Origin of the sequence: Escherichia sp. TW09308 (genome assembly GCF_000208565.1) — a bacterium.
Lineage (GTDB): Bacteria > Pseudomonadota > Gammaproteobacteria > Enterobacterales > Enterobacteriaceae > Escherichia > Escherichia marmotae.
In genome coordinates, this window is record NZ_AEME01000001.1 from 393326 (window position 1) to 413517 (window position 20192).

Here is a 20192-nt window from a genome sequence, read left to right on the forward strand (position 1 = left end):
CGGGTTGCGCCTTTGTTTTCATGCAGGCCGGAGCGTTGCGCCAATCCCGTCTTCGTCTGGCTGAAGTTTAAGCGCGCTACAGACAGGTTGCCGACTGGCATCCGTTATCTCAACGTGAATATCACCGCTAACTTCCCCTTTTACACTGATAGAGTCAGGCGAAATCTCTTTCGCACTGGTTTGCAGGCAGATCGTTCCTTCTCCGCGCAGGCTTTTCGCTTTCAGTTGTACATGCGTTGCTGCCGCCGTGATCAGCCACACTTTTCCACCGTCAAGCTTTAACTCTCCAATACGAAAAGTGACACTGTCACCTTTCACCGTGCTACCATCGAGGATTAACACGCCACCCTGCTGTACCGTAACCGTTGACTGCTGTAAATCGGCACCATAACCAATAATCAAAGAGCTACTTTCTTGTACGGCGACGTTACCCATCAGTTCAACTGGCGCACAATCCTCTTCCACTACAAATTTATCGTCCGCGCTGGTGGGAGACATAACAATCATCGTGCCACCTTTCACCACCACATTTTCCACCGTCCCCGCATGAATTTCAGCCCGTCCTCCCGTATTCACCGCCAAATCTTTGGCCTTACCGGAACTGTAGAGCTGTAGACCGTCCGTCCCCAGGCGATAAACGGCGCTATTCTCAACCAGGGTGTGGATGTCTTCTCCACCAAGATTATTCATGGCACCGCCCACAAGTGTCGTATCGCTGGCTTTCCCCGCCAGCATAAAGACACCGCCCTGGTTAATCATACTGTTGGAAGCTTCTCCACCTGGGTAAACCAACAATTCACCGCCTTCATCCACTATTGCAGATGAAGTTGTTCCGTTAACCAACAAACCACCAGCCTGATCGAGAATAATTTTTTCTGCCCGATGACCTTCCAGTACGCGCAAATTACCGCCGTTCTCCAGCAACAAACCGCAGGCATAGCCCTGATCAACGCTAAATTCACCTTCAGGATGGCGGCCATTAACAGTGGCGAGCGTTGAAAGGCTAATTGCTCCACCGTCGGACTGAACAATATCTGTGGCAATGGCCCCGTCACTGACTGATAACGTGCCATTGTTGCCGTACTGTGCCCCCCTGGCGATCCCGCCTGCTTCCACTTTCAGCCAGCCCGCACCAGTCACTATGGTGTTTTCTGCCCTTCCGCCAGCCTCAATAATCAACTCACCATCCGTAAGTTGAGTCGCACCGACGACCTCGCCTGTCTTAACAATTTGCACGTTCCCGTCGCTCATCAAATTTTTTTCATCAGATCCCATGATTTATTCCTTTGCTGCATCTGTGTGCCCTTATCACCACCTAAGTGTAAAGGCTACGAAGGATTTATCCACGCCAGAATTGATATGGAGGCAAACGGCACGGTTTACATCCTGATGCGCGAGGCCATTGACTGTGTCAGATGTAAATATGACGCTGAACAAAAACCGCCCTTTAAAATCAACAAAATATAGACAATTTGCTTAAAAGCTCTGCAAACGGTCGAAATGGTGCAGAAAATTACGTTTTACCTCTTGCCACCTTTCCACTCTGCCGCTAATATTCGTCCCCGTTGTCACCTACAACGTTGCGTTCATAGCTCAGTTGGTTAGAGCACCACCTTGACATGGTGGGGGTCGTTGGTTCGAGTCCAATTGAACGCACCATCCTGCGTCCGTAGCTCAGTTGGTTAGAGCACCACCTTGACATGGTGGGGGTCGGTGGTTCGAGTCCACTCGGACGCACCAGATTTTCTTAGTCTGGTCTCCTCATTTTTATTCCCTTATTTATTCTCTGTATCCAATACGTTAAAAGATTTACACTATTTTCGTATGTGTTATCAGAAGGAGAATAACGATGGCGACTTTGTTACAGCTTCACTTTTCATTTAATGGTCCCTTTGGCAATGAAATGGCCGAACAGCTTAAACCGCTTGCCGAGTCGATTAATCAGGAACCCGGTTTTCTGTGGAAGGTGTGGACGGAAAGTGAAAAGAACCACGAAGCCGGTGGCATCTATCTCTTTGCTGATGAAAAAAGCGCTCTTGCCTATCTGGACAAACATACAGCTCGCCTGAAAAATCTCGGTGTCGATGAAGTTATTGCCAACGTTTTCGATGTCAATGAGCCACTGAGTCACATCAATCAGGCAAAACTCGCCTGACAGATCTTAATGAAGGGCGGTTAGCGCCCTTTTCATCCCTGTCTGAAATTTCTCATTTTATATAGATTTCAACCAAACTTATCTGATAACGCTAAATTCGAAAGAATGCACACAGGTAAGTAACAATGAAAAAAATCGCCATTGTGGGTGCCGGACCAACAGGGATTTATACTTTCTTCTCACTTTTACAACAACAAACGCCGCTTTCTATTTCCATCTTCGAGCAGGCCGACGAAGCCGGTGTCGGTATGCCGTACAGCGATGAAGAAAATTCTAAAATTATGCTGGCAAATATTGCCAGTATTGAAATACCACCGATTTATTGTACTTATCTGGAATGGTTACAAAGGCAAGAGGCCAGTCACCTGCAACGTTACGGCGTTAAAAAAGATACCTTGCACGATCGCCAGTTTTTACCGCGTATTCTGCTGGGTGAGTATTTTCGCAATTGCTTTTTACAATTAGTTGAACAAGCCCGACAGTTGAATTTTGAGATAAACGTGTATGAATCATGTCAGGTGACCGATCTGCAGGTCACAGACTCCGGTGTCATTCTTGCCACAAATCAGGATCTACTCACAGAGACGTTTGATTTAGCGCTGATAGCTACCGGTCACGTCTGGCCTGATGAAGAAGAAGTCACCCGAACGTATTTCCCCAGCCCGTGGTCAGGATTACTGGAAGCGAAAATTGATGCCTGTAACGTCGGCATTATAGGCACATCCTTGAGCGGACTGGATGCAGCAATGGCGGTTGCCATTCAGCACGGTTCGTTTATTGAAGAAGATAATCAACACGTTCGCTTTCAACGCGATAGTAACAGTGAAAATCTGCATATTACGTTGATGTCCCGTACAGGTATTTTGCCGGAAGCCGATTTCTATTGCCCTATCCCCTACAAACCATTACGCATCGTCACAGAACAGGCTTTAAATAGAGAAATAGAAAAAGGTGCAGACGGTCTGTTGGATCAGGTATTCAAATTGATACAACAAGAAATTAGTTCTGCCGATCCTGACTGGAGTCAACGTATAGCGTTAGAGAGCCTCAATGTAGATACCTTTGCTCAAGCCTGGTTTGCCGAGCGTAAACAACATGATCCTTTTGGCTGGGCGAAAGAGAACTTAGCCGAAGTCGAGCAAAATAAACGGGAAAAACATACTGTCCCCTGGCGTTATGCCATTCTGCGTTTGCATGAAGCCGTACAGGAAATTGTGCCGCATCTGAATGAACACGACCATAAACGATTCAGTAAAGGACTTGCCAGAGTCTTTATCGATAATTATGCGGCAATCCCTTCAGAATCTATTCGTCGCCTGTTGGCCTTGCGCGAGGCGGGGATCATTCATATTCTCGCCCTTGGTGAGGACTACGAGATGGAAACCAACGAAACGCACACCGTTCTGAAAACAGCAGACAACAGCTACTCGTTTGATGTTTTTATTGATGCCCGGGGTCAACGTCCACTCAAAATACAAGATATTCCTTTCCCTGGGCTGCGCGAACAGTTGCAGAAAACAGGCGAGGAAATCCCTGATGTTGGTGAAGATTATTCGTTACAGCAGCCTGAAGAATTACGGGGGCGCGTGGCATTCGGCGCGTTACCCTGGCTGATGCACGACCAGCCTTTCGTTCAGGGGCTTACGGCTTGTGCAGAAATTGGCAAGGCTATGGCACAGGCCATCGCAAAGCCTGCTTCCCGTTCACGCCGGCGTCTTACGTTTGATTAAAGGTAAAGTTATCAGCACTCAACAAACTGATGTTGCTCATTGAGACGATAGCGAACTCCGGCACAAATATTATTTTCGCCTTCAACGGCGACGGCAAAGCGCACTCTTTCGCCGTCATGATATGCCAGCACGGCGCTGCAACCTGGACCGAGAATATTAGCCATGATTTTTCCTTTGCAAGACTCACACAGTAATATCTTTCCACTCGGTTATTTTTTACTTTTGGTATTTACGGTGGCCATCATCCACGGACATGCCGTAGTACAGGCACTACAGCCAATACGCTATAAATTAAAATACATATCGAAATTATGATAATTCCCTTTTATACCTTTCTTAAAACAAATCCTCATAGAGCAATAAAATAATAGAGGATGAAGTATTGCACTCCATCCCCGAACAATTATTTCACCAGTGCGTTAATAACTGTTTCCATCGCTTGCTTTTCCAATTCGCTACGCTGAATACGTTTATTTGCTAATGCTGTACGCAACACACCAGCGATGACTATGTGCTTTGGCTCCTGACCCAAATCGCGCATCTCCAGAACCACCTTCCCTACCACTCTGCACATTTCGCGGTACAGCTCGTCATCTTTTGTCCGGTTGCCCATTATTCATACCCATTTATCATGCCAGTCATCAGCATATATCAATCTCATCAATTAAACAAAAAACAAACAAAATCAAACAAATAACCCGATAAATTATTTTAATTGTATCAGTTGAATGGTATGACTTTGCGCCAGCAGACCTTCTCTCTCCAGCTATCGTTTTCACGTTGCGCAAACAGTGATGTTTTTGCGTAATCTCTTTCTGAGGACGTTAAATCTTTGATAACAATTTATTGTGAATATGGATGATTGTTTTTTGAAACGCTGTTTTTGTTTTCCTTTTGGATTAAATTCAGCGTATAATGCGCGCCAATTGACTCTTGAATGGTTTCAGCACTTTGGACTGTAGAACTCAACGACTCAAAAACAGGCACTCACGTTGGGCTGAGACACAAGCACACATTCCTCTGCACGCTTTTTCGATGTCACCTATCCTTAGAGCGAGGCATCATCACTTTCGTAATACCGGATTCGCTTTCCGGCAGTGCGCCCAGAAAGCAAGTTTCTCCTATCCTTCTCAACTTAAAGACTAAGACTGTCATGAAAAAGACCAAAATTGTTTGCACCATCGGACCAAAAACCGAATCTGAAGAGATGTTAGCTAAAATGCTGGACGCAGGCATGAACGTCATGCGTCTGAACTTCTCTCATGGTGACTATGCAGAACACGGTCAGCGCATTCAGAATCTGCGCAACGTGATGAGCAAAACCGGCAAAACTGCCGCTATCCTGCTCGATACCAAAGGTCCGGAAATCCGCACCATGAAACTGGAAGGCGGTAATGACGTTTCTCTGAAAGCAGGCCAGACCTTTACTTTCACCACTGACAAATCTGTTATCGGCAACAGCGAAATGGTTGCGGTAACTTATGAAGGTTTCACTACCGACCTGTCCGTCGGCAACACCGTGCTGGTTGACGATGGTCTGATCGGTATGGAAGTTACCGCTATCGAAGGTAACAAAGTTATCTGTAAAGTACTGAACAACGGTGACCTCGGCGAAAACAAAGGTGTGAACCTGCCGGGCGTTTCTATTGCCCTGCCGGCACTGGCTGAAAAAGACAAACAGGATCTGATCTTCGGTTGCGAACAAGGTGTAGACTTTGTTGCAGCTTCCTTTATCCGTAAGCGTTCTGACGTTATCGAAATCCGTGAACATCTGAAAGCGCACGGTGGCGAAAACATCCAAATCATCTCCAAAATCGAAAACCAGGAAGGCCTCAACAACTTCGACGAAATTCTCGAAGCCTCTGACGGCATCATGGTTGCACGTGGTGACCTGGGCGTAGAAATCCCGGTTGAAGAAGTTATCTTCGCCCAGAAGATGATGATCGAAAAATGTATCCGTGCACGTAAAGTCGTTATTACTGCGACCCAGATGCTGGATTCTATGATCAAAAACCCGCGTCCTACCCGTGCAGAAGCCGGTGACGTCGCGAACGCCATCCTTGACGGTACTGACGCAGTCATGCTGTCTGGTGAATCCGCAAAAGGTAAATACCCGCTGGAAGCTGTTTCTATCATGGCAACCATTTGCGAACGTACTGACCGCGTGATGAACAGCCGTCTCGAGTTCAACAACGATAACCGTAAACTACGCATTACCGAAGCAGTTTGCCGTGGCGCGGTTGAAACGGCTGAAAAACTGGATGCTCCGCTGATCGTCGTCGCAACCCAGGGCGGTAAATCTGCTCGTGCAGTGCGTAAATACTTCCCGGATGCAACTATCCTGGCCCTGACCACTAATGAAAAAACTGCACATCAATTAGTGTTGAGCAAAGGCGTTGTACCGCAACTGGTTAAAGAAATCACTTCTACTGATGATTTCTATCGTCTGGGTAAAGAACTGGCTCTGCAGAGCGGTCTGGCGCACAAAGGCGACGTTGTAGTAATGGTTTCTGGCGCACTTGTCCCGAGCGGCACTACCAACACTGCATCTGTTCACGTCCTGTAATATTGCTTTTGTGAATTAATTTGTATATCGAAGCGCCCTGATGGGCGCTTTTTTTATTTAATCGATAATCAGAAACAATAAAAAATCAAATCGGATTTCACTATATAATCTCACTTTATCTAAGATGAATCCGATGGAAGCATCCTGTTTTCTCTCAATTTTTTTATCTAAAACCCAGCGTTCGATGCTTCTTTGAGCGAACGATCAAAAATAAGTGCCTTCCCATCAAAAAAATATTCTCAACATAAAAAAGTTTGTGTAATACTTGTAACGCTACATGGAGATTAACTCAATCTAGAGGGTATTAATAATGAAAGCTACTAAACTGGTACTGGGCGCGGTAATCCTGGGTTCTACTCTGCTGGCAGGTTGCTCCAGCAACGCTAAAATCGATCAGCTGTCTTCTGACGTTCAGACTCTGAACGCTAAAGTTGACCAGCTGAGCAACGACGTGAACGCAATGCGTTCCGACGTTCAGGCTGCTAAAGATGACGCAGCTCGTGCTAACCAGCGTCTGGACAACATGGCTACTAAATACCGCAAGTAATAGTACCTGTGAAGTGAAAAATGGCGCACATTGTGCGCCATTTTTTTTTGCCTGCTAATGACTGCTATTGCGTCGCGCGTAACATATTTCCCTGCTCAGGCTCGCCATTCTGCGCTGACTCAACTGCGGACGCATTGCTGGCTGCGGGCGTCGCTCCGTTGCTCACCGCAACCGGATACCCTGCCCGACGATATAATGCTTTATCAACTAGCGTCTGATCTACCGCCTTATTATCTTTGAATTGTGTAAAACCAACGGGCAGTTTATACGGCATCGTCTGAACGTTCTGCTGTTCCTCTGCCGATAGCGGTCGATGCACTTCCACATAACGCATTCCGTTCGGTTCTACGGAGTATTTCACCGGCTCATTGATCACTTTAACCGGCGTTCCCGTTCTCACGCTGGAGAACAACGCTTTAATATCCGGCGCATTCATACGAATACAGCCCGAACTGACGCGCAAACCAACGCTGTCCGGCGCGCTGGTGCCATGAATGAGATACTCGCCATTACCATGCGCCAGGCGCAGTGCGTAGCGTCCTAGTGGGTTATTTGGCCCGGCGGGTACAACTGGCGGTAATTTGATGCCTCGCTCCAGTGAGCGTTGACGAATACCTGCAGTTGGCGTCCAGGTAGGATTCGGGATTTTTTGCCCTACCCGTGTTTCCATCACCGGCGTTTCCAGTCCCTGCAAACCAATTCCTATCGGGTAGACCTGTACGATATTTTCTCCCGGCGGATAATAATAAAGTCGCAGCTCAGCAAGGTTAACAATAATTCCCTGACGCGGCGCATCAGGTAATAACAATTGCGAAGGGATGGTTATCATCGTGCCAGGTTTTGGTACTGGTGCAATGGTGTTATTGGCTTCAAGGATCAACATTGCCGCAGTATCAAAACGTCGTGCGATAGCCTGAAGGTTTTTATCCCCCTCTTGAACCGTATAGGTTTGATTCTGCCCAACCAGTCGGCTTCCGGTTGGTGGAAGCGGATAATCTACCGCCCAGGCCGCGTGGATGGCGCTAAAAGCACCGATAAGAGTCAGTGTAAGCAGAGACGCGCGTTTCATTGTAAACCTCCTGTATTTGCCGGAGACCCACGCTGAGACGTCGGATGGTGCTTTTGCTTACCTGAAGCCAAAACACTCCTGTGCTGGCCAGAGTAAACATCGACCATCCGGCAATGTGAGTCATCCGGATGAAAGCTGTTCTTTTAGTTTAGCTAAGTGCAGCGGCTTTGGCGCGAATTGCACGAATCATCGCTTCCAGACCTTGTGAGCGAGACGGGGTGAGATGTTGGGTGAGCGCCATTTTTTCAAACCACGGACGCACGTCAAAATTAATAATATCCTGCGGCGTCATCTGGTCGTAGAGAATAAAGACGACCGCGATAAGCCCTTTCACAATGGTGGCATCGCTGTCGCCCTGTAATTCAATAATTCCCTGCGCATTCTGGCGCATCACAATCCACACCTGACTCTGGCAGCCCTGAATGCTATTTTGCGGGCTTCTGTCTTCGTCACGTAATTCAGGCAGACGCTGGCCCAGCTCAATAATGTAGAGGTATTTTTCTTCCCAGTTGGTGCAACGTAAAAAATTACGCAGCAATTTTTCTTTATCTGGCAACACAGCCATAGAGCCTCCCTGTTATCCCAGCAGACGGTGAATACGTTGTAATCCTGTTACCAGACGATCCACTTCTTCATGGGTGTTATACATAGCCAACGATGCCCGACACATAGCGGGCACGTTGTAATACGCCATTAATGGCATCGCGCAGTGATGACCGGTACGCACAGCAATGCCATAGTTATCAAGAAAACTGCCGACGTCATAGGCATGATGTTTACCGAGATTAAAGGCAATAACGCCAAGTCTGTTCTGTGGGCCATAGAGAGTAAGATCCGGCACTGCTGCCAGTTGTGACAGCGCGTAATGCATCAGATTCTGTTCATACTCAGCAATGTGCTTAAGCCCCAGCGCCGAAACATATTCCAGCGCCGCGCCAAGTCCAATAATGCCGCCGGTATTGGGCGTACCTGCTTCAAACCGCCACGGCGCTTTGGCCCAGGTGGTGCCTTCGCTAAGACTAACGGTGGCGATCATTGATCCGCCCCCTTCCCACGGCGGCATCTCCTGCAACAAGGCTTCTTTAACATAAAGAATGCCAATCCCGGTGGGACCATACAGTTTATGCCCGGAGAAAACGTAGAAATCGCAATCCAGCGCCTGCATATCCACCGGATGATGCATCACTGCCTGAGCACCATCCACCAGCACTTTTGCGCCATGCTGATGTGCAAGAGCAATCATTTCCGGTAGCGGATTTTCCGTCCCCAGCACATTAGACACGTGAGTAATCGCCAGCAGGCGGGTTTTCTCATCGAACAGATTAGGCAGCGTCTCCAGTTGCAGCGTGCCATCGGGGTTGAGGGGGATCACCCGCAACTCTGCACCAACGCGCGCACAAAGCATTTGCCAGGGAACGATGTTAGCGTGGTGCTCCATCTGACTGATAATGATGTTATCGCCCGCCCGCACGTTGCTGTTGCCCCAGCTATTGGCCACCAGATTGATGCCTTCCGTTGTACCGCGAACGAACACCAGTTCTTCCGCCGAGCGGGCATTGATAAACAGCGACGCCCGCTTGCGTACGTTCTCCATTTTCTCGGTCGCCTGGGCGCTCAACGTATGAATACCGCGATGCACCGCCGCATAGCCGTGACGATAGAACCCGGCTTCAGCGTCAATCACCTGGCTCGGTTTCTGCGCGCTGGCGGCGCTGTCGAGATAAGCCAGCGGCAGACCGTTCACCTCACGCGAAAGCACCGGAAAGTCGGCCCGCACTTTGTCGACGGAAAAAGTCATCTTGCACCTCCCGGCAGCCGTTGACCGATACGGGCCAGCACCTGCTGTTTAAGCCCCTCATCACGCAATGCTTCTGTCAGTTCAGCAGCAAAGGCGTAGATAATCATCTGCAGGGCATCCTGCTGATTGATCCCGCGCGAACGCAGATAGAACATCTGTTCGTCATTGATGCGCCCGACCGTTGCGCCGTGGCTACATTTCACATCATCAGCATAGATTTCCAGTTGCGGTTTGGTATCCACTTCCGCCAGCTTGCCCATCAACAGATTATTGTTGGTCATCTGGCCGTCAGTTTTAATGGCGTGCTGCGCGACGTTAATCAAACCATTAAATACCGCGCGCCCTTTGTCGCTGACGATGGTTTTGTGCAACTGACGGCTGTTACAAAACCCTTTATTATGTTCAAGCCAGGTGCGGGTATCACATACCTCGTTTTTCACCGGCATCGCCAGGCTATTAATACGTAACGTGCTGTTTTCGCCATTGAGTTGCGTACTGGTGTTATGGCGTAAAACAGCGCCACCAAGCAGGAAACTGTGGCTAAATGCGGTGGCATCGCCCGCCAGCAGCAAATCGTTATGTGCAAAGTGGTGGCTTACAGGATTTTCAAACGCGAGCTTGATATGCTGCAAGTGGGCGTTCGCGGCAACGTTGATAGTGAACCGCGCTCCGGTAAAATGACGAGCGTCATTCAGGCTGACAAAATGTTCAATCACCGTGGCTTCGGCACCTTCCGCCAGATCCAGATGATGCCGATAGTGGGCGGTGTTCACTTCTTCACCTGCCACGCCCTGGGTAATATGCATTAACAGCAATGGCTTCGCGGGCCGTTGACCGCGCTTCACGGCAATATGTGTCACGCTTTGTGCCAGGCTTTCCGTCAGATGCAGAAACACTTCCGGCTGTATGGCATCAGGCAGTCCCTGACGTTCGTCGTTAATACTCACCTCATAGCCGCTGCCTTCGGTCGTATCGCTAAGTGATGGCACGTAGCGTCCATCGACAAACACCAGCCGCACGGCGTCTAAAGTGAGTGCTAAAGCATCTCGCTGTTGCGGGGATATCTCACCCGCAATGCTGACAAACTGGCTATTGGTCAGCCCTTCCAGTGGCGTATATTTCCAGTGCTCATGTTTACGTGTCGGCAGTCCGGTACGCAGCAGTTGTTGTAAATGCTGCTGTGCTTGCGGGGAGCGTTTCGCCCCTCCGACCTCAAACAAGTGATGCCACTGTTGCAGCATGTTACTGCTGTTCGCTAAGCCAGCCATAACCCTGCTCCTCCAGTTGTTTGACCAACGTGAAATCACCGGATTTCACAATTCGCCCCTGATACAAAACATGGACATAATCAGGTTTGATGTAATCAAGAATGCGCTGGTAATGCGTAACGATGATGAACGAGCGTTTGCCATCACGCAGCGAGTTCACACCATCAGCAACCACTTTTAATGCGTCAATATCCAGCCCGGAGTCCGACTCATCAAGAATACACAGTTCCGGCTCCAGCACGGCCATTTGCAAAATATCGTTGCGCTTTTTCTCGCCCCCGGAAAACCCAACGTTAACCGAACGGGTTAATAAATCTTCCGGCATTTTCAGCAGGGCGATTTTCTCTTCCATCAAATCCTGAAAATCGAAGCGGTCGAGTGTTTCCTGGCCGCGATAGCTGCGCACCGCATTGAGCGCCGTTTGCAGGAAAAACTGGTTACTGACGCCAGGGATTTCCACCGGATACTGGAAGGCCATAAAGATACCTTCACCTGCACGATCTTCCGGCGACAACTCAAGCAAATCTTTGCCTTTAAACTCAACCGTCCCCCCCGTCACTTCATAATCTTCGCGCCCGGCAAGCGTTGCCGATAAGGTACTTTTCCCCGAACCGTTTGGCCCCATAATGGCGTGAACTTCACCTGGACGAACGTCGAGGCTTAATCCGCGCAGGATAGCTTTATCTTCCACGCTGACGTGTAAATCTTTAATACTTAACATATTTATTCCTTATCCGACGCTATGTTCAAGACTAATGGCGAGGAGTTTTTGTGCTTCAACGGCAAATTCCAGCGGCAGTTCAGAGAACACATCTTTGCAGAAACCGTTAACAATCATCGAGATGGCGTCCTCTTCACTGATCCCGCGTTGCAGGCAATAAAACAACTGATCTTCGCCAATGCGCGACGTAGTCGCCTCGTGCTCCAGTTGCGCGCTGTTATTGCGACACTCGACATACGGGAAAGTATGCGCCCCGCAGTTAGCGCCAATCAGCATTGAGTCGCACTGAGTGAAATTGCGCGCATTGGTTGCCGTTGGCATGATTTTCACCAGGCCGCGATAACTGTTCTGGCTGTGCCCTGCGGAGATCCCTTTCGAGATAATGGTCGATTTGGTGTTCTTACCGATGTGGATCATCTTGGTGCCGGTATCAGCCTGCTGATGGCCACTGGTCAGCGCCACCGAGTAGAACTCACCGATTGAGTTATCGCCGCGCAGAATGCAGCTTGGGTATTTCCAGGTAATCGCTGAACCGGTTTCCGATTGCGTCCACGACATTTTACTGTTTTCTCCTTCACACAAGGCGCGCTTGGTGACGAAGTTGAGAATACCGCCAGTATTGTTATCGCCTGGGAACCAGTTTTGCACCGTGGAATATTCCACCTCGGCGTTTTTATGGATGATGACTTCCACCACCGCCGCGTGTAGCTGATAGCTATCTCGCACTGGTGCGGAGCAGCCTTCGATGTAGCTGACATAACTGTCTTCGTCGGCTATCAGAATAGTGCGCTCAAACTGCCCGGTTTTTTCCGCGTTAATACGGAAATAGGTCGAAAGTTCCATTGGGCAGCGCACACCTTTAGGTACATAAATAAACGTACCATCGGAAGCTACTGCCGCATTGAGTGCGGCAAAGAAATTGTCATTACCTGGCACCACAGTGCCGAGATATTTCCTCACCAGTTCCGGGTGTTCATGAATCGCTTCGCCAAAGGAGCAGAAGATGATCCCTTGCTCTGCCAGTTTTTCACGGTAGGTGGTGGCAACCGAAACAGAATCGAAAATGGCATCCACCGCCACCTCTTTGCCTTCACGCACCGGTACGCCCAACTGCTCAAATGCCGCTTCCACCTCTTTACTTAAAAAAGCGTTCGCACCCGTTTGTTGCACGGCACCAGGTTCCGACGCACAAGTATCATCACAGTTACCGCACGATGGTGCCGAGTAATAGCTGTAATCCTGATAATTCAGCTTGTCATAGTGGCCTTTCAGCCAGTGCGGTTCTTCCATCTCCAGCCATGCGCGGTAGGCATTGAGCCGAAATTCCAGCATCCATTCTGGCTCATTACGCTTAGCCGAAATTGCGCGCACCACTTCTTCGTTTATGCCCTTAGCCAGCTCATCAGTGGCTAACTGGGTGAAGAATCCTTCTTTATAATTCAGTGGGCCGCCGGTCCAGGTTTTGACATCGTCAGTTGCTTCAGTATTACGAGACATAGTACCGCCTATACCCCAAAGCTTTCGCCACAGCCACATTCATTCTGGGCTTTCGGGTTGTGAAATTTGAATATCTGATTAAGTCCTTCGTGAACGAAATCGACTTCCGTGCCATCAATAAACGGCATCGCTTGCAGCGGGACGAACAACTTCGCGCCGTCGTGTTCAAACAGCAGATCGTCTTTGTCCGGCTCGCTGACGCTGTCGAGTACATAGCCAAAGCCCGCACAGCCCGTTTGTTTAACACCTAATCGCACGCCGACCATGCCCGACTGCTTCGCCACCAACTCACGGATGTGTGCTGCCGCTGCCGGTGTTAGCGTTAAGCCTTGCCAGGCGAAATCCTCTGGATTAAACGTTCCTGAATGCATGTCCATCGATTTACCTCACTTAAATCGCTTACCGCGGATAACAGCATGTTAGTGATAATGATTATCAGTTCAACCCAGCAAACGCAGGGGCTTTCCCATAAAACATGCTTTTTGCCTGCATTTAATAAGCATAGACCCTGATTTGTGGGTTAACAGGCACGCTAAGAATTAGGTATCTCATTGTTAGATAATGATTATTATAGAAATAGAGTTAAGGCGGTGATGGAAAAGGAAAAGTTGTATCGAAAATGACTATTTAAGGGATAGGTAAAAAAGTAGCGAGTTCAGAAATAAGAAAACCCTTAAGTCTGTTCGACACAGACTTAAGGGTTTCTACCCCATCCGGCGCTTATCTCCGGCACTCACAGTGGCTTAGCTCTTGAAGGGGCGATAAGAATAATCTCATAAGACCAGGCCACCGTTTTAACACAAACTGCGATTTGTATTCTTTTTAAGCGAGATCAAGCGGGTAAAATAAGCAGCATTAAGGAAGCCGTCGAGCCTGGACGGAGGTTAATCCAGGTCGATTTGGCGAGCTTTCGGCATTACACCACAATCAATGCACGCCCAGACGCCAGGCGAAGTAGATTTCTTCTTTTAATTCAGCAGAAGAGAGTGTGAGCAGGTCAGCGAATTCAAGTTCTAATTGTTTCAGTCGTTTGAGATATTGGGCAGGAGAAAGATTGCTCTGGTCACGGCGTAAAAATTCCATAGCCAGTTGGGTGGGATCAAGTTGAGTAGACATAGCATCCTCGTTTGTAGACAAGACCTGCACAGTATACCACCGTTTACTGCGCAGATAATAACCAAAAACAATATGCGTCACATTTTTCTGGTGACAACGTCACAAAATGGCGGTCGTCAATCGTGACGAACAGCACAAACGCTCTTTCTCATCGAAGATTTCAATCTGCCAGACCTGGTGCCTTGAACCGAGATGCAGCGGTTTGCAAACGCCGCGAACCCGCCCTTCTCGCGCCGACCGGACATGGTTGGCATTGATTTCCAGACCAACGACTTTTTGCTCGCCTTCGGTACATAAATAACCGGCAACGGAACCGATACTCTCAGCCAGAACCACAGACGCCCCGCCATGCAGCAACCCAAAAGGCTGCTTCGTCCGCTGATCTACTGGCATTGTCGCTTCCAGCGTGTCATCACCAATATGTTCAAAGCGAATATCCAGTAACCCCACCATGTTTCCTTCACCCATGACATTCAGCGCCTCAAGGGTGATTTTACGTTTCCATATCATTTAATAATCTCCAGTAATGCCTGCACAGGATGGCGTACCCCCGTGCCTTCAACCCGTTTTACCTGGCTTCGGCAGGAATATCCGGTTGCCAGGCAGCGATTACGCGGCAGTCGCTGCATCGCCTGATGCCAGGATAACTCATAGATCCCGAGCGAATTTTTATGATTTTTCGCTTCATGTCCGTAAGTCCCCGCCATGCCGCAGCAACCCACACTGACATTTTCCAGCTTCGCGCCAAAACGGGCAAATATCGTGGCCCACTGCGCTGGCGCACCCGGCAAGGCGGTGACTTCGGTACAGTGGCCAAAGAAATACCACGGCTCGCCACTAACCGCTGCCACCGGCTGTGGCTGAAGTGCGTTTGCCAGCCATTCATTTGCCAGTAAGACCTGAAAATCACCGCGCTCCTCGCCCAGCGTCAGCTTATATTCGTCGCGATAACAAAGCACCAGAGCTGGATCGACGCCCACCATTGGCATTCCCAGCTTCGCCATGCGGTTGAGGAAATCCGCCGTCTTTTTCGCTGTCTTTGCAAAACGATTGAGAAAGCCTTTGATATGCTGCGCTTTACCATTTGGTGAGAACGGCAGTAACACGGGCTGGAAACCTAATTTCTCGACCAGACGGACAAAATCCGCTACCACCTGTGCATCGTAATAACTGGTGAAAGGGTCTTGCACCACCAGCACCGTGCGTGCTTTCTGCTCAGCATTAAGCACTTCAAGCTGTTCCAGCGTCATGTTTGCCGAGCGATGCCCCACCATTTGTTGTTGCAACGACGGCACCGAAAGCAGCGGCAAGTCGACCATGCCGATATGTTTTTTCGACAGTTTGCGCACCAGCGGTTGGTTAATGAAGAAGTTAAACGTCTTCGGCGCTCGCGCCATCAGCGGCGCATAACTCTCGACCGTCGCCACCAGATGGTCACGCAGCGGGCGTAAATAACGGGTGTGATAAAGTTGCAGGAAACGAGAGCGGAACTCCGGCACATCAATTTTGATAGGGCACTGGGTTGAACAGGCTTTACAGGCCAGGCAGCCAGACATCGCCTCTTTGACTTCGTGGGAGAAGTCATACTCACCTTTATTGGCATGCCAGCTATTACGAGTGCGGGCAATCAACGTGCGCAAACTGGCTCGCGTTTCAGGCAGTTCTTGTTCCAGTTTTAATGGGTCAACACCACGGTCAGCCAGCAAACGCAACCATTCGCGCACCAGCGTCGCGCGCCCTTTCGGTGAATGGATACGATTCTGGGTTATCTTCATCGACGGGCACATTGGGCTACGAGCATCAAAGTTGAAGCATAAACCGTTGCCGTTACATTCCATTGCCCCGCGCCACTGCTGACGAACTGCGATAGGGATCTGCCGGTCAAACGTACCGCGTTTCACCGCGTCCACTTTCATCATCGGCGCGTCGATACCTTCTGGCGGACAAATTTTCCCCGGATTAAGCCGATTATGCGGATCAAACGCCGCTTTAACTTTGCGCAGTTCAGCGAAAAGTTCCTCACCGAAAAACGCCGGGCTGTATTCGGCACGAAAACCTTTACCGTGCTCCCCCCACAACAAACCACCGTATTTCGCGGTAAGCGCCACCACGTCATCAGAGATTTGTTTCATCAAAATCTCTTGTTGCGGATCGCACATATCCAGCGCCGGACGGACGTGCAAGACCCCCGCATCGACGTGGCCAAACATGCCATAGCTTAAACCGTGACTGTCGAGCAGTGCGCGAAATTCAGCAATATAATCCGCCAGATGTTCCGGCGGTACGCAGGTATCTTCGGCAAATGGGATCGGTTTGGCTGCCCCTTTAGCATTGCCAAGCAGGCCAACAGCTTTTTTACGCATCGCATAAATGCGCTCGACTCCAGCTAGCTCACAACACACCTGCCAGCCGATCACGCCCGCTTGCTGGCTGGCGATCAGCTCATCCAGCCGCGCACAGAGTGCGTCTACCCGCTCGTCGATCAACGCCTCATCGTCCCCGGCAAATTCAACAATGTTCAGCCCGAGCATCTCTTTGTCGGGCACATCGGTAATCAGCTCGCTAACGGAATGCCAGACGATATCTTCCCGCGCCAGATTCAGCACTTTAGAGTCCACCGTCTCTACTGAAAGCGCGCGCGCCTCAACCATAAACGGCGCATTACGCAGCGCGGAGTCAAAAGAGTCATATTTGACATTCACCAGACGGCGCACTTTAGGCAAACGAGTAATATCCAGTCGCGCTTCGGTAATAAAGGCCAGCGTCCCTTCTGAACCCGTCAGAATACGAGTCAGGTCGAACTCGGTCATCTCATCGTTAAAGACATGGCGCAGATCGTAACCGGTAAGAAAACGGTTAAGTTTGGGGAACTTGTCGATAATTAACTGCCGCTGCTGGCGGCAGCGTTGATAAACCGTTTTATAGATACGCCCGATAGCGGTGTTGGTTTTACCCAGCGTTTCAGCCAGTTCTACGGGTAAAGGTTGCGTATCGAGAATATCGCCCCCCAACAACACCGCCCGCACGCCCAGCACGTGATCTGACGTTTTGCCATAGACCAGCGATCCCTGACCGGAAGCATCGGTATTAATCATCCCGCCGAGCGTTGCCCGGTTGCTGGTCGAAAGTTCCGGTGCAAAGAAATATCCGAACGGTTTCAGATACTGGTTAAGTTGATCTTTAATCACCCCAGCTTCAACGCGCACCCAGCCCTCTTCAGGATTAATTTCGATGATGCGGTTCATATGGCGAGACATATCAACAATAATCCCCTGGTTGAGCGCCTGACCGTTAGTGCCGGTGCCACCGCCGCGTGGGGTGAAGATCAGCGATGAATAGCGTTCCTGCGCAGCCAGACGGGCGATTAACGCCACATCTGCGGTTGAACGTGGAAATACCACCGCATCGGGGAGAAGTTGGTAAATGCTGTTGTCGGTCGACATTGTCAGACGATCGGCATAACTTGTCGCCGTATCGCCAGTAAAACCCTGTTGCTCCAGCTCTTGCAAAAAATTAAGCACCAGTTGAACGACGCCGGGTGCCTGGGAAATCTGTGGAATCATTATATTGACCCTTTCCTGCGGTCTGTGATGAGAGATTAATCGTTTGCGTGTTATGTCACTTGTTGTACCACATTTTTTTCTTACACGCCCATCAGAATTAAGGGCAGAATCGGCCTGTTAAAAACCGCTGAAATTGCTCATCATTATGCAGGTGAGTTTCACGTGTTCACGTCGCGTCGACGATTTGACGCACAAAAAAGGTGAAAAGTAGTTATGGTAAATGTTCGTCAGCCCAGGGATGTCGCACAAATTCTGCTTTCGGTGCTGTTTTTAGCCATCATGATTGTGGCATGTCTGTGGATTGTTCAACCCTTTATTCTCGGCTTTGCATGGGCCGGTACGGTGGTTATCGCCACCTGGCCGGTATTGTTACGTTTGCAAAAAATCATGTTTGGCCGCCGCTCTCTCGCCGTTCTGGTAATGACGCTGTTGTTGGTGATGGTGTTTATCATCCCTATTGCCTTACTGGTTAACAGTATTGTCGATGGCAGCGGTCCGGTAATTAAAGCCATTTCCAGCGGTGACATGGCGTTACCCGATTTAGCGTGGCTTAATACCATTCCGGTGATTGGCGCGAAGCTGTATGCAGGCTGGCACAATTTGCTGGATATGGGGGGGACGGCGATCATGGCGAAAGTCCGTCCTTATATTGGCACCACCACCACCTGGTTCGTCGGACAAGCGGCACATATTGGTCGCTTTATGGTGCATTGTGCGCTGATGCTGTTATTCAGCGCCCTGTTGTACTGGCGCGGTGAACAGGTAGCGCAAGGTATTCGCCATTTTGCGACTCGTCTGGCAGGCGCTCGCGGTGATGCCGCTATACTGCTGGCGGCGCAGGCTATCCGCGCAGTAGCGCTGGGCGTTGTGGTGACTGCGTTAGTACAAGCCGTTCTTGGTGGGATCGGTCTGGCCGTTTCCGGCGTTCCTTACGCCACGCTGCTGACGGTATTAATGATCCTCTCCTGCCTTGTCCAGCTTGGTCCGTTGCCGGTGTTGATTCCAGCGATCATCTGGCTTTACTGGACCGGCGATACCACCTGGGGCACGGTATTGTTAGTGTGGAGTGGCGTGGTCGGCACACTGGATAACGTTATTCGCCCGATGTTAATTCGCATGGGAGCAGATTTACCGCTCATCCTCATCCTCTCCGGGGTCATCGGTGGTTTGATTGCCTTCGGTATGATCGGCTTGTTTATTGGTCCGGTACTTCTGGCTGTTTCCTGGCGTCTGTTTGCCGCGTGGGTGGAAGAAGTCCCGCCGCCGACTGACCAGCCGGAGGAAATTATCGAAGAACTGGGCGAAATTGAAAAAACGAATAAGTAAATCTCTCATCAGGCGGCTTTGCCGCCTGATTGTTAATCAGGGCTAATTAATATTTCCTTTTTTTCATTCACCCTCTTGCTTACTGCCATTCAGCAACGCTTACCTGTCGCAAATCCTTTACAGTTTTTAAACTAATGAGACGAATCTGATCGACGCAAAAAGTCCGTATGCCTACTATTAGCTCACGGTTATAAATCAACATATTGATTTATAAGCATGGAATCCCCTGAGTGAAAAACGAATTGCTGTGTGTAGTCTTTGCCCATCTCCCATGATGGGCTTTTTTTTAACACTTTTTCGCCCCAACAACTCGCCTCTCGATATCTCCAGGAATATTGCACAAGATACTGTGATTCTCTTCAAGCCGTTAGCTGGCTGATAGTGTTATTTATATTTTATCCTTTTATTCATGCAGCCATTACACAATGAACGCTTATGAACTCCAGGCACTACGCCATATTTTTGCCATGACTATTGATGAATGCGCGACCTGGATTGCCCTGACGGGTGACAGTGAAAGCTGGAAACAGTGGGAAGACGGCAAACGTGCCATTCCTGATCGCGTTGTTGAACAACTGCTGGCTATGCGTCAGCAAAGAAAAAAACATCTTCACGCTATCATAAAGAAAATAAATAACCGCATCGGCAATAATACCATGCGTTCCTTCCCTGACTTAACTGCGTTTCAACGTGTCTACCCTGATGGCAATTTTATTGACTGGAAGATTTATCAATCGGTAGCCGCTGAATTATATGCGCACGATCTGGAACGCCTGTGTTGATATTTTAACGGGATACGACGGACGTCATGACAAAAATAATAAACGGATGCTGAC

Annotated in this window: 19 protein-coding genes, 2 tRNA genes, 1 other RNA gene and 2 pseudogenes; 10 read left to right on the plus strand and 14 right to left on the minus strand. The window is 49.4% G+C overall.

What is annotated here, in order from left to right; translation table 11 throughout:
• Positions 1-18: 18 nt before the first annotated feature.
• The gene (locus tag ESM_RS0102010; protein WP_000534319.1) at positions 19-1275 is read right to left on the minus strand and encodes an AIDA repeat-containing protein; all 1257 of its coding nucleotides are present in this window, start codon (positions 1273-1275) and stop codon (positions 19-21) included.
• A 307-nt stretch (positions 1276-1582) separates the two neighbouring features.
• Between ESM_RS0102010 and ESM_RS0102020 the strand changes: the two genes are divergently transcribed.
• The 4 genes from ESM_RS0102020 (at position 1583) to ESM_RS0102035 (ending at position 3885) form a co-directional block, all read left to right on the plus strand.
• Positions 1583-1659: transfer RNA gene (locus ESM_RS0102020), tRNA-Val, on the plus strand.
• 4 nt (positions 1660-1663) lie between these two features.
• A tRNA-Val gene (locus tag ESM_RS0102025) sits at positions 1664-1740 on the plus strand.
• 109 nt (positions 1741-1849) lie between these two features.
• Positions 1850-2155: a monooxygenase gene (locus ESM_RS0102030; RefSeq protein WP_000212682.1), complete on the plus strand. Its 306-nt coding sequence runs from the start codon at positions 1850-1852 to the stop codon at positions 2153-2155.
• Positions 2156-2280: 125 nt separating this feature from the next.
• The gene (locus ESM_RS0102035; protein WP_000716867.1) at positions 2281-3885 is read left to right on the plus strand and encodes an FAD-NAD(P)-binding protein; all 1605 of its coding nucleotides are present in this window, start codon (positions 2281-2283) and stop codon (positions 3883-3885) included.
• Positions 3886-3896: 11 nt separating this feature from the next.
• Here ESM_RS0102035 and ESM_RS1000000128690 read toward each other — a convergent pair.
• The 3 genes and pseudogenes from ESM_RS1000000128690 to fumD all read right to left on the minus strand — a co-directional run.
• Positions 3897-4043: pseudogene (locus ESM_RS1000000128690) on the minus strand (protein YdhT); the annotation flags it as partial.
• A 54-nt stretch (positions 4044-4097) separates the two neighbouring features.
• Positions 4098-4166: pseudogene (locus tag ESM_RS1000000128970) on the minus strand (ferredoxin-like protein); the annotation flags it as partial.
• A gap of 122 nt (positions 4167-4288) precedes the next feature.
• On the minus strand, positions 4289-4498 hold the full coding sequence (gene fumD, locus ESM_RS0102045) for a fumarate hydratase FumD (RefSeq protein ID WP_000528337.1): 210 nt from the start codon (positions 4496-4498) through the stop codon (positions 4289-4291).
• 338 nt (positions 4499-4836) lie between these two features.
• On the opposite strand from fumD, the gene ynhH reads away from it, so the two are divergent.
• The 3 genes from ynhH (at position 4837) to lpp (ending at position 6998) form a co-directional block, all read left to right on the plus strand.
• Entirely contained in the window at positions 4837-5031 is a 195-nt protein-coding gene (gene ynhH / locus ESM_RS1000000129350; protein WP_242664678.1) for a protein YnhH, read from the plus strand.
• Between the two features lie 7 nt (positions 5032-5038).
• The gene (pykF, locus tag ESM_RS0102050; RefSeq protein ID WP_000751442.1) at positions 5039-6451 is read left to right on the plus strand and encodes a pyruvate kinase PykF; all 1413 of its coding nucleotides are present in this window, start codon (positions 5039-5041) and stop codon (positions 6449-6451) included.
• Positions 6452-6761: 310 nt separating this feature from the next.
• On the plus strand, positions 6762-6998 hold the full coding sequence (gene lpp, locus ESM_RS0102055; protein ID WP_000648420.1) for a murein lipoprotein Lpp: 237 nt from the start codon (positions 6762-6764) through the stop codon (positions 6996-6998).
• 64 nt (positions 6999-7062) lie between these two features.
• On the opposite strand, the gene ldtE is transcribed toward lpp, so the two are convergent.
• From ldtE to ydiJ, 10 genes are all read right to left on the minus strand, one after another.
• Positions 7063-8067: a L,D-transpeptidase LdtE gene (gene ldtE, locus ESM_RS0102060; protein WP_000817073.1), complete on the minus strand. Its 1005-nt coding sequence runs from the start codon at positions 8065-8067 to the stop codon at positions 7063-7065.
• A 148-nt stretch (positions 8068-8215) separates the two neighbouring features.
• Positions 8216-8632, minus strand: a complete 417-nt coding sequence (gene sufE / locus ESM_RS0102065) for a cysteine desulfuration protein SufE (RefSeq protein WP_000279743.1) — start codon at positions 8630-8632, stop codon at positions 8216-8218.
• 12 nt (positions 8633-8644) lie between these two features.
• Positions 8645-9865 carry a cysteine desulfurase SufS gene (sufS, locus tag ESM_RS0102070; RefSeq protein WP_000144599.1) on the minus strand — a complete coding sequence of 407 codons (1221 nt, stop codon included), beginning with the start codon at positions 9863-9865 and terminating at the stop codon, positions 8645-8647.
• The gene (gene sufD / locus ESM_RS0102075) at positions 9862-11133 is read right to left on the minus strand and encodes a Fe-S cluster assembly protein SufD (protein WP_000907679.1); all 1272 of its coding nucleotides are present in this window, start codon (positions 11131-11133) and stop codon (positions 9862-9864) included. Before sufD ends, sufS begins: the two co-directional genes overlap by 4 nt.
• Positions 11108-11854 (minus strand): Fe-S cluster assembly ATPase SufC, encoded by a 747-nt coding sequence (gene sufC / locus ESM_RS0102080; protein ID WP_000948879.1) that lies wholly within the window; start codon positions 11852-11854, stop codon positions 11108-11110. Before sufC ends, sufD begins: the two co-directional genes overlap by 26 nt.
• 9 nt (positions 11855-11863) lie before the next feature.
• Positions 11864-13351: a Fe-S cluster assembly protein SufB gene (sufB, locus tag ESM_RS0102085; protein WP_010375989.1), complete on the minus strand. Its 1488-nt coding sequence runs from the start codon at positions 13349-13351 to the stop codon at positions 11864-11866.
• Between the two features lie 8 nt (positions 13352-13359).
• A complete protein-coding gene (gene sufA, locus ESM_RS0102090) occupies positions 13360-13728 on the minus strand; it encodes a Fe-S cluster assembly scaffold SufA (protein ID WP_000367150.1) in 369 nt (122 codons plus the stop codon).
• Between the two features lie 550 nt (positions 13729-14278).
• Positions 14279-14467, minus strand: a complete 189-nt coding sequence (locus ESM_RS0102095) for a YdiH family protein (protein ID WP_001516321.1) — start codon at positions 14465-14467, stop codon at positions 14279-14281.
• Positions 14468-14566: 99 nt separating this feature from the next.
• Complete coding sequence (gene menI, locus ESM_RS0102100) at positions 14567-14977, minus strand: 1,4-dihydroxy-2-naphthoyl-CoA hydrolase (RefSeq protein ID WP_000637992.1); 411 nt, start codon at positions 14975-14977, stop codon at positions 14567-14569.
• Positions 14974-18030 (minus strand): D-2-hydroxyglutarate dehydrogenase YdiJ, encoded by a 3057-nt coding sequence (gene ydiJ, locus ESM_RS0102105; RefSeq protein ID WP_000613014.1) that lies wholly within the window; start codon positions 18028-18030, stop codon positions 14974-14976. Before ydiJ ends, menI begins: the two co-directional genes overlap by 4 nt.
• 213 nt (positions 18031-18243) lie before the next feature.
• On the opposite strand from ydiJ, the gene ydiK reads away from it, so the two are divergent.
• From ydiK to ESM_RS0102115, 3 genes are all read left to right on the plus strand, one after another.
• A complete protein-coding gene (ydiK, locus tag ESM_RS0102110; RefSeq protein ID WP_000248649.1) occupies positions 18244-19356 on the plus strand; it encodes an AI-2E family transporter YdiK in 1113 nt (370 codons plus the stop codon).
• Between the two features lie 184 nt (positions 19357-19540).
• An RNA gene (rprA, locus tag ESM_RS1000000126105) (antisense sRNA RprA) lies at positions 19541-19646 on the plus strand.
• Between the two features lie 135 nt (positions 19647-19781).
• Positions 19782-20138: a YdiL family protein gene (locus ESM_RS0102115; RefSeq protein ID WP_000995294.1), complete on the plus strand. Its 357-nt coding sequence runs from the start codon at positions 19782-19784 to the stop codon at positions 20136-20138.
• The last annotated feature ends 54 nt before the right edge of the window (positions 20139-20192 follow it).